Origin of the sequence: Rhodoblastus sphagnicola, assembly GCF_002937075.1 — a bacterium.
In the GTDB taxonomy this organism is placed as follows: domain Bacteria; phylum Pseudomonadota; class Alphaproteobacteria; order Rhizobiales; family Beijerinckiaceae; genus Rhodoblastus; species Rhodoblastus sphagnicola.
The window spans coordinates 1-8743 of sequence record NZ_NHSJ01000099.1 but is presented as its reverse complement, the minus strand read 5'-3'; the positions used below and the strand labels follow the sequence as shown (position 1 = coordinate 8743).

General features: G+C 59.9%; 11 protein-coding genes, 1 tRNA gene and 1 pseudogene. 8 read left to right on the top strand and 5 right to left on the bottom strand.

Annotated elements, in window-relative coordinates:
* Positions 1–105: 105 nt before the first annotated feature.
* Positions 106–534, top strand: coding sequence for an IS200/IS605 family transposase (gene tnpA / locus CCR94_RS16190; protein ID WP_104508882.1), 429 nt, complete (start codon positions 106–108; stop codon positions 532–534).
* A 308-nt stretch (positions 535–842) separates the two neighbouring features.
* On the opposite strand, the gene CCR94_RS16185 is transcribed toward tnpA, so the two are convergent.
* A complete protein-coding gene (locus CCR94_RS16185) occupies positions 843–1091 on the bottom strand; it encodes a helix-turn-helix domain-containing protein (RefSeq protein WP_104508881.1) in 249 nt (82 codons plus the stop codon).
* A gap of 88 nt (positions 1092–1179) precedes the next feature.
* Between CCR94_RS16185 and CCR94_RS16180 the strand changes: the two genes are divergently transcribed.
* Positions 1180–1554 (top strand): hypothetical protein, encoded by a 375-nt coding sequence (locus CCR94_RS16180; protein ID WP_146090049.1) that lies wholly within the window; start codon positions 1180–1182, stop codon positions 1552–1554.
* Between the two features lie 52 nt (positions 1555–1606).
* Here CCR94_RS16180 and CCR94_RS16175 read toward each other — a convergent pair whose 3' ends face one another.
* A complete protein-coding gene (locus CCR94_RS16175) occupies positions 1607–1984 on the bottom strand; it encodes a hypothetical protein (RefSeq protein ID WP_104508879.1) in 378 nt (125 codons plus the stop codon).
* A gap of 173 nt (positions 1985–2157) precedes the next feature.
* Between CCR94_RS16175 and CCR94_RS16170 the strand changes: the two genes are divergently transcribed.
* Positions 2158–2427: a GcrA family cell cycle regulator gene (locus CCR94_RS16170; protein WP_104508878.1), complete on the top strand. Its 270-nt coding sequence runs from the start codon at positions 2158–2160 to the stop codon at positions 2425–2427.
* 216 nt (positions 2428–2643) lie between these two features.
* Positions 2644–3066 (top strand): helix-turn-helix domain-containing protein, encoded by a 423-nt coding sequence (locus CCR94_RS16165; RefSeq protein ID WP_104508877.1) that lies wholly within the window; start codon positions 2644–2646, stop codon positions 3064–3066.
* Positions 3067–3331: 265 nt separating this feature from the next.
* Here CCR94_RS16165 and CCR94_RS16160 read toward each other — a convergent pair.
* Positions 3332–3407, bottom strand: a tRNA-Thr gene (locus tag CCR94_RS16160).
* A 287-nt stretch (positions 3408–3694) separates the two neighbouring features.
* On the opposite strand from CCR94_RS16160, the gene CCR94_RS25135 reads away from it, so the two are divergent.
* Positions 3695–3868 carry a hypothetical protein gene (locus CCR94_RS25135; RefSeq protein WP_158254796.1) on the top strand — a complete coding sequence of 58 codons (174 nt, stop codon included), beginning with the start codon at positions 3695–3697 and terminating at the stop codon, positions 3866–3868.
* A 115-nt stretch (positions 3869–3983) separates the two neighbouring features.
* Here the strand turns inward: CCR94_RS25135 and CCR94_RS16155 are convergent, their stop codons facing one another.
* On the bottom strand, positions 3984–5474 hold the full coding sequence (locus CCR94_RS16155) for a carboxypeptidase M32 (protein WP_104508876.1): 1491 nt from the start codon (positions 5472–5474) through the stop codon (positions 3984–3986).
* Positions 5475–5723: 249 nt separating this feature from the next.
* On the opposite strand from CCR94_RS16155, the gene CCR94_RS16150 reads away from it, so the two are divergent.
* Together CCR94_RS16150 and CCR94_RS16145 are read left to right on the top strand one after the other, a co-directional pair.
* The gene (locus tag CCR94_RS16150) at positions 5724–5909 is read left to right on the top strand and encodes a hypothetical protein (RefSeq protein ID WP_104508875.1); all 186 of its coding nucleotides are present in this window, start codon (positions 5724–5726) and stop codon (positions 5907–5909) included.
* A gap of 248 nt (positions 5910–6157) precedes the next feature.
* Positions 6158–6994, top strand: coding sequence for a transglutaminase family protein (locus tag CCR94_RS16145; protein ID WP_104508874.1), 837 nt, complete (start codon positions 6158–6160; stop codon positions 6992–6994).
* A gap of 207 nt (positions 6995–7201) precedes the next feature.
* Here CCR94_RS16145 and CCR94_RS24640 read toward each other — a convergent pair whose 3' ends face one another.
* Positions 7202–7915, bottom strand: coding sequence for a class I SAM-dependent methyltransferase (locus CCR94_RS24640; protein WP_158254795.1), 714 nt, complete (start codon positions 7913–7915; stop codon positions 7202–7204).
* 648 nt (positions 7916–8563) lie between these two features.
* Between CCR94_RS24640 and CCR94_RS16135 the strand changes: the two are divergent.
* Positions 8564–8743: pseudogene (locus tag CCR94_RS16135) on the top strand (IS21 family transposase); the annotation flags it as partial.

Sequence of the window (8743 nt, the reverse complement as noted above, 5' to 3'; positions counted from 1 at the left end):
ACCGCAGGCTGCTGGAGCCGATCGGCAACATCCCGCCAGCCGAGGCCGAGGCGCGTTACTACGCCTCGCTAAATCAGACCGCCATCGCGGCCTGATTTGAACAAAATGGCCTCCGGCAAACCCGGCGCGGTTCAATGGGAGTGCAAATACCACGTCGTTTTCATTCCGAATTTCCGACGCAAGGCGCTGTACGGCGAGTTACGGAAGCATCTTGGTGAGGTTCTGCGGAAACTGGCGGAGCAGCGGGAGAGCAGGGTGGAGGAGGGGCATTTGATGCCCGACCATGTTCACATGATGCTGTCGATCCCGCTGAAATACGCGGTCAGCCAAGTGATCGGATATATGAAGGGGAAGAGCGCGATCCATTTGGCTCGGGTTTACGGCGAACGCAAGCGTGGCTTCATAGGCCAGCATTTTTGGGCGCGCGGATATTTTGTCTCGACGGTTGGTCGCGACGAAGCCGTGATCCGCGAATACATCCGACACCAAGAACAAGAGGATCAGCGGTTCGAACAACTGAACCTCTGGCGCTGACGGCCACCTTCAGGTGGCCCCATAATCCGGGGACGCCTTAGCGTCCCCATCTGCCGCTTTGAGCGGCTCACGTCCCTAAAGCCCCCGGCTTTGCCGGGGGATACTTACTCCTCGCTATGCCTCGACTGTATTAAGAACTGAACAGCCCTGCGTCAACGGACTTCTCCGTGGATTGCTAAAACAAAAATAAAGGGCGATCCGCAGGTATCTGCACGCACGCGTCGGCGGCCCCGGCTCGCAATTGCTGCGGGAGCATAATCCATTTTTGCGCGCGAGCGCAGCTGTGGTGAAAGGCTTCTCTGCCTGCGTTACACGCCAAACGGCGAGGGCGTTTTCATCCTCACGCCTGCTCCGCCGCCGTCTGCGGCGATGAACTCGACGCCAGCGGCTTCAAGAGCGGCCTGTATCGCGGCCATGTTGTTTGTCGTTGGCGTCCGCCGCCCCTTCTCGAAGTCGACGATCACATTCCTGGAAATGTTCGCCCGCTTCGCCAAGACGGCTTGATCCAATTCGACGAGTGCTCTTGCCGCCCTGCATTGAGCCGGGAGAATGGGCATAATGTTTAACCTTGGGCTTGGCGTTGACGTCGCCCTTAAGATTGGGCATGGTGCCCAACGTAACACATCTGCCCCAACGGAGTAAACCATGTCCAATAACGCCTCCCCGGCGAAAGCTACCGCTTTGCCTGATCGCCGCCTGTTCCTCGCCGCTGGCCCGGCCGCCGCCGTGATGGCGTCGCTTCGCAAGGCGAATGCGGAGGAGTCCCCGCTCCTGGCGCTGATCGCCGAATACCGCCGAGCGAAGGATGCCTATGGCGTCGCTTGCCGCGCGGATGACGAGCACCCCGACTTGCCCCGGCTTCTGGATGAAGAAACCGCTGCGCTTGAGGCGTTGTGCGCGCATCCAGTTTCCTCAGTTGAGGATGTTCGCGCAAAGTCCGGCGCGCTGTTCGCATACGTAGATTACATGGCCATGCCCGAGGACTGCTACACCGCGCTGCTGCGCTCATTCATGGCGTGACGGGGCAGGCATTCCGCCAACGGAAAAAGGACCGCAGTGATGCGGCCCTTTTTCATCGCGCACGGTGGACTTCGTCTGGTTCTCGATCATATCCCGCGTCAAGAGCCTCATACCGCTCAAGCAAATAGCAATCCTCTTGTTCTTTGGCTGGAAGCGACAAGCACCGGCTGGGCTCACCTTTATGGAAGCCTAGACTCGCTCCGAAAAAACCCATGCTCATGACAATCCCGATCAAGGCGTATCGGTAATGTGATTTTTCCAAGAACAGTCCGCCATAAAAACTCGCCATTGCGGCGATCATAAAACCGCACTGAATTGCGGTGGCTATTGTGACGCTGAATTCCTCTACCATGCCGGCGCTTGCACGGTATGTGAAGATCGAAAGCAGAAAACCTGCCACCAGCGCAGAGAACAAAATAAGCGGGTTCATCGCAAATTCCTGCCTGTAGCAATTCTGCTGACGGTATTCCGCAGCGCGCGAGTGTCAACCGACGAGGAGCGTGGATTATGCGGAGGCTGGCTGAACTGTCTCCAGTCGTTGTCTCAGGCGGGCGATGAGGTCTTAACTGACGGCATTGCCCGCAATCATTTTGGAGACGCGCCGTGCTGACCCTTGAAGAATTGGGCCAAGGTCATTGCCGTTGGGCTGTCGCTGAATTCGAGCCGCGCGTGTACCTGTTTTGTGGTGCGCAGTCCCTGCCGACAAAACCCTATTGCGCCGGCCATGCCTCGCTGGCCTACGAGACGAGGCGGCCGCGCGACGCCACCGTCGCATCCACCAGAGAACGGGAAAGCGGGGTGCGGCGCCGGAACGCCTATATTGGCGACCTGCCCGCGAAGGTTCAGCCCAAGGTTTGCGCTTTGGTCGGGTAGCGCGATCAGCGAGTTTTCGAAAAAAAGGGCCGCGGCGGGTGTCGCAGCGGCCCTTTGGTTGTGGAATTGGTCGATTTAGCGCGGCACGGTCGCCTGGATCGTCATAAGTTCGCCATAAGCACCAGGCATTATGCTAAGTAATTCCAAGGCGAGCTCGGATGTACAGACGCCAAGGACAGATGCCCCGCACGGTGGAAACCGATCGCGGGGTTTTTCGTGCCCAATTCCGAACAGAGCGCCACGATGGACGGCCAACCCAAGCGAATCAAAGCCAAAGCGGCAGCGGAGATGTTGGGCGTCACGCCTCGGACCGTCCAAAACCTGGCAGGCAAGGGCGAGTTGCCCGGCGCCGCGAAGATCGGCAAGCAATGGACGTTCGATCCGAAAAAGCTGGTCAAGTTCATCGCCGACAAGGAAGCGGAGGTCGCGGCGCGCGCCGACTGGCGGCCGCCACCGGCTTTGCGTGGCGCCTCCACAAAACTCACCTCGGAACAATCGAAAGTTCGGCAGGGCTTGCCGAGCAACCGACAGGGCCAGATCGGCTGCGGCGTTCGCGAGAGCCATGGAAATACTCAGGGGAGGGATGCCTTCTCCGAAGCCACGCAGGAAATGAGCGCCGCGATAGCTGTCAAGCAATAGAAAAACGAAAAGGGCGCCGAAAACGGCACCCTTTCTTGATTAAATGCCGCGATGGTCGGGGGCAAGCCTTCATGTCGATCTTGGTCGGGACATCGATCGCGCTCCCCGCGGATAGATTGGCGCAGCGAATCATGGGCGAACCGCCCGTGCGTGGCCATGAACGATAAAGCCCAAGCCCCGAGCCGATTGTTACCCCAGGAGTTACCCCGGAAAATCTCAGCAGCGCTGATCTTTGGCCTTTTGGCTCGTAAGTGCTTGATTTTGATGGTGCCGCAAGAGGGATTCGAACCCCCGACCCCCTCATTACGAATGAGGTGCTCTACCAGCTGAGCTATTGCGGCGTCCGCGAAGCGGCGCAGTCCTCCATAACCAGATTGGCGGCGGTTGGCAAGGCGGCTTGCGCGGCTTGCGCGAAAGGGGGCGCGCGCCGCCAGCCCTCAAAATCATGTCCGCGGCGCGTTCGCCCGCCTTACCGCGCCAAGCAAATATGGCGTGAAGGCCTCGATCTGGTCGGTCTCGACCGCCTCGACGACACATCCCTGCCGCCGCAAGCGGGCGATTTCCGTCTCGTCGTCGAAGTCGCCGCGCACGCCGATGACATAAAACCCCTGGCGCGGCGCGGAGTTTCATGCGCGCAGGTCTGGCATGTCGCGAGATCGCCCGGTCGCCCGGCGTCCAGATCCGGGGCGCTGGCCTGCGCGGCGGCGAAATCCATCGGCGCGATCATCAGACCATGGCGGACGCCGTGGACTCTTTGTGCGCGGCGCTCGCGCCGTTTTGCGGCTGGTGGAGGCGCATGTGATGGCGGCTGAGCGGTTGCATGGCGACGCTGGCCGGATATTTCGGAATCTTCCAGGCGGACGCCTTTGGAGGCTACGGCAAGCTTGCCTTCCCATGTCCTTGTTTCGTTGCCGCCATCACCCCAAGTAGCGCGCCCGCAAATGCGCCTCGAACGCATCGGCGCTCAGCGCCGAACCCGTGGCGTGACGCAGCAAGTCATTGAATCCATAGCGGCTGCCGAAGACATGGACCTTCCGCGTGAGCCAATCCTGCAACGGCGCCATGCTGCCAACGCCCAACGCCTCGTCGATCGCCGGCGCCTCGCGCCGGGCCGCGGCCATCAGTTGCGCCGCAGCCATCGCGCCCAGCGTGTAGCTTGGGAAATAGCCAAACAGCCCGTCGTACCAGTGAATATCCTGCAAACAGCCTCGGGCGTCGTCGGGCGGCGCGATGCCGAGCAGCGCCTTGATCCCGTCGTTCCACGCGGCAGGCAGATCATTCAGACCCAGATCGCCGCCAATCAGCGCCTGCTCAAGCCGGAAGCGCAGGATCACATGCGCCGGATAAGTGACTTCATCGGCTTCCACGCGAATGAAGCCGCGATGCACCCGCCGCCACAGCCGCGCCAGATTACCCGCCTCGAACGCGGGGTCCGGACCAAACGTCGCCGCCAGTTCGGGGGCCAGAAAGCGCAGAAACGCATCCGACCGCCCCGCCTGCATCTCCACGATCAGGCTTTGGCTCTCATGCGCCGCCATCCCCGCCGCCTCGCCGACCGGCTGACGCGCCCACGCGGACGGCAAGCGCTGCTCATACAGCGCGTGGCCGGTCTCATGAATCACCCCGAGCGCCGCGCTGGTGAAATCGGCCTCGTCGTAACGTGTGGTGATGCGCGTGTCGGTCGGCGTCCCGCCCGAAAACGGATGCGCTGATCGATCGAGCCGGGCGCGCGTATAATCAAGCCCGATGCGCTCGGAAAGCTTGCGGCACAGCGCCTCCTGCCGATCAGCCGGAAACGGGCCGGCAGGCGCGACGGGCGCCGGCCCGTCTGCCTGACGCGCCTCGATCTCATCGAGAGTCTCGCGTAAAAACGTTTCATAGCGCGCAAACACCGGCGCCACGTCCGCAGCGCCAATGCCGGGCTGGAAACCATCCATCAACGCGTCATAAGGCGTGGAGCCGGATTGTTCGGCCCACAACCGGGCGGCTTCCCGCACCAGCTTCAGCACCTCGGCCAGATACGGCTTCACGCGGGCGTAATCGGACTCCTGCCGCGCCTGGCGCCAGACTTTCTCGCATCTGGAATTTGCGCGCGACTGCGCCTCGACCAGTTCGCCCGGCAGGGCGATCGCGCGGGCATGGGCGCGGCGTATCAGGCGAAGATTGGCCGCCTCCCATTCATCTGCGGGCTCTTGGGCGGGCGCTGAAGCCGCCGCCAGCCATTCCGCCGTGGCCGGATCGGTGAGCAACTGGTGCGACAGGCCCGCCAGCACCGCAAGCTGATCGCCTCGCGCCGCCGCCCCGCCCGGCGGCATCATCACCGAGGAATCCCAGGCCAGCATCGAGGAGGCTTCATTGATGATGGCGATGCGTTCGAAACGGTGCTTGAGTTTGGCAAGGGCTGTCACGGTTTCAGGGCCTTTCGCGCATGGAGGGCGGGGATGATCATTTCAATCCACCAAGGCAGGACCAGTTGTTGGTATGCATATGGACCGCGTTCCTGAGGTCGTCGCAATCGAAAATCACGGCGGCAGCCGATTCAGAACGGCAGCCGTTCCCTCGGAGGGCGTCTCCGGGCAAGCGACCGTTCCGGCGCGATTGCCTTCGACGACCGCAAGGAACTATTTGATCCAGCCGGCAACATGACGGAGAAACGGATGTCAAACGTATTCAAGTTTGATCCCAACGCCATTCGTGAACGCGGGCGACTGAACGAGAAGTCGCCGCCAATGTCGGCCAAGGAGTCCAAGAAGATGCAGGCCCGCAAGGACTCTCGCCGGGCGTGGCTCCTCTTCGTCGGGGCGGCGATCCTGCTGACGATCCTGAAGGCGCTATTAACCTGACCGAGATTTCCTCGACGCTTTGCGACTCAATTGATCGCTAAGATCATCTCGCGACTGCCCCGTGTGACGGCATGTGATCGAATACTGATCGATGTCTGCGATCGCGCCGCGCATGACTTCCTGTCGCTGGTTGCGAAGGACGCGGCGACGGTCGCCCCTGCCCCTCTTCATCGCGCGTCTTTCGGCATATCATCGTGGGGAACTTGCCGCTCCATCGAGCTATATCAGGCACACCGATTGGGACTTTGATGCGTTTCTCCGTTCGCCACAGCACGCTCTATTCCTATTCGGCTCCGGTGCGGCTGTGCAGACACCTGGTGCGACTGCATCCGCGGCACACCGATGTGACGATACAGCGCGAGCGTCTACGGATCGAGCCAGCGCCGGCATTGCAGGCCACGGTGTCAGACCATCACGCGAACCGGACGACACAGGTTGATTTTGCCGGCGTGACCGATCGCTTGTGGATCGAGAGCTGCTTCGAACTGGAGACGGCGCCGCCGAAGCATGTCGAGAACGCTCTCCCGTCCCTGCCGTGGCGCCTACAGGGAGGCGCCGAGCCGGAGTGCGGCGCCTGGGCCGAATTCGCGGGCGAAGCGGGGCTGAAAGTGCGGAGTTTCGCCGCCGAACTGGCCGCGCGCAGCGGCGGCGACGCCCTCATCTTTCTTGACGAACTCAATAGCGAACTGTTCTCTCGCACGGAACGGCGAATCCGCGACGCCGGCTACGCGCAAGATCCCGAAGAGACGTTGACGAAGGCAAAGGGCGCATGCCGTGATCTCGCCCTTCTGTTCATGACAGCCGCGCGCAGCGTCGGCCTGCCGGCGCGCTTCGTGAGCGGCTACCAGGGGCAGGCCGAAACGCCTGACGGCAGAAGGCATCTGCATGCATGGCCGGAGGTTTTCCTTCCCGGCGCCGGGTGGCGGGGCTATGACCCGACTCATGGCGTCGCCGTGAGCGAAGGTCATGTCGCGCTCTGCTCGGGACCGGATCAGCGCTCGACCATGCCGGTCGAAGGCGGTTATTATGGCGACGGCGTAAACTCGACCCTGACTTTCAACCTTGAGATTCGGATCGACAAATAACGCCCGTTGTCGTTGGAGGCGGCCCGACCCAGCGCCGGCAGCCACTTGCTGGGCGCGGGGGCTATCGATGCCGAACCTGCACGAGAAAGCGCCGTCGGCGACACTAGAGCTGGCTTGGGGTGTGCGCCCGCCTGCGCCGCCTAACCCGGAACGGAGCCACGCGCCCGGAAGCAACACATGCAAAACCTCTTCACGAAACCAACCGCCTCATGAATAGGGCGAGCTAAAAGGTTGCCTTGATTTCCATATTAGAGCGTCGCAACTGATCCCATTTGGAACAACCCTTTCAATACGTGATATGTTATCGAATATATGTCGACATACCGTCCCGTGGTATACTATATATATTTTTCGTGTTGGATTATTTTCAATAAAGTCTACAATATTATCAGCGACTATTTGCATTACGGCTTCGGAAAATGGGTTATACATATAAATTAACGTATCATTATCTTCTAGGCGAAAATTGACGGCGTCATCACACAATATGACACCGTTGTCTATGCCGAGAGTCTCAAGATTTGTTTTCGCTATGCACGCCAGCTCCCGCGCGAACTCTACGCCGACAACCTTCGCGAAACCCATTTTCGCTGCAAGTATGAGATTCCTACCCTTTCCACAACCTAAGTCAACAAAGTAAAATGATGACAAATTTTCTTGGATCGTCCCTATGGCTAAACGAAACTGCTCTACCGGTATTGCTTGATATCGAACTCCACAATTGACATTGGCTGAGTTGATGTGCATCCGCCAAAGAGGAATTACACCGGATGTGTCAGTTCCGTATCTCAAATCGAATTCATCAATTTTATTACTTTTCAATAGAGAGTTGAAGCCCTGTACAAGTGCATGGACAACGCCACTTTCCTTTGTCGAGCGCAAAAATTTCTCGCCCAGCAGGCGGATGTTTACATGATGCATGACGCTCGCTCCGTGACGCGGTTTTCTTGCGATTAGCATCGCACGTGTACAGCAGCCAGAAATCATCTTATATTTAATGCAACGTCAGTCAATTAATTATTATATTATGTCGTCAAATCATAATCTTTCATAATCGCCATATTAATCAACGCCTTGCTATTCAATGCCTCGGCAGACGCAAGGATTGCAAATCGGATGTAACGGTTCTCGGTTAAAGCGGCGTTTCGCCCCTGGGCGACCCGGACATCCGAGACTGGCGCGTTCGAGCTTCGGACTTTCGCCCGTCAGAAAGCCTTCACTGAGGTGGCCCCGGTTGGCTGGACAGGTCTGCGGCTAAATAAGCAATTCCCGCGATTGGTTATGCCGGTAGTTTGCCATCCGCTGCCGTCTCGGGCGCGATCCTTCATGTGCGCCAGTCCTCCGCTCATCAGGTGTTGCACAACCGGGAAAGCCGTGCGCTGCAATACGGCATGCGGGATCGATGTCGGCTTTGGGTTTCTCCGAGATCGAAACGCTCGACGGGGATCGTTGCCGCTCCGCCGCAGGCGGCGTGTAACGCATCGGGTTCGACCGGATGGTGGCGGAGGTATGCCTTGGCAAGGTCGGAGCGGTCTAGCGGTCTACTCAGGCAAGCGGATTTGGATCGTCGATCCCGCCGCCGGGGAAATCCGCGAGGCGGAGATTTTCGTCGGCGCGCTCAACGCCTCGAACCTCACCTATGCCGAGGCGACCTGGACCCAGCAATTGCCGGACTGGATCGGCGCGCATGTGCGCATGTTCCGTTTTTTCGGCGGCGTCCCGAGGCTACTGGTTCCCGACAATCTGAAG

What these genes read in the sequence shown, in the direction of transcription:
- CCR94_RS24640 (WP_158254795.1), bottom strand. Translation starts at nt 7,915, where the DNA reads ATGCATCATGTAAACATCCGCCTGCTGGGCGAGAAATTTTTGCGCTCG.
- CCR94_RS16175 (WP_104508879.1), bottom strand. Translation starts at nt 1,984, where the DNA reads ATGAACCCGCTTATTTTGTTCTCTGCGCTGGTGGCAGGTTTTCTGCTT.
- CCR94_RS16180 (WP_146090049.1), top strand. Translation starts at nt 1,180, where the DNA reads ATGTCCAATAACGCCTCCCCGGCGAAAGCTACCGCTTTGCCTGATCGC.
- tnpA (WP_104508882.1), top strand. Translation starts at nt 106, where the DNA reads ATGGCCTCCGGCAAACCCGGCGCGGTTCAATGGGAGTGCAAATACCAC.
- CCR94_RS16185 (WP_104508881.1), bottom strand. Translation starts at nt 1,091, where the DNA reads ATGCCCATTCTCCCGGCTCAATGCAGGGCGGCAAGAGCACTCGTCGAA.
- CCR94_RS16145 (WP_104508874.1), top strand. Translation starts at nt 6,158, where the DNA reads ATGCGTTTCTCCGTTCGCCACAGCACGCTCTATTCCTATTCGGCTCCG.
- CCR94_RS16150 (WP_104508875.1), top strand. Translation starts at nt 5,724, where the DNA reads ATGTCAAACGTATTCAAGTTTGATCCCAACGCCATTCGTGAACGCGGG.
- CCR94_RS25135 (WP_158254796.1), top strand. Translation starts at nt 3,695, where the DNA reads ATGCGCGCAGGTCTGGCATGTCGCGAGATCGCCCGGTCGCCCGGCGTC.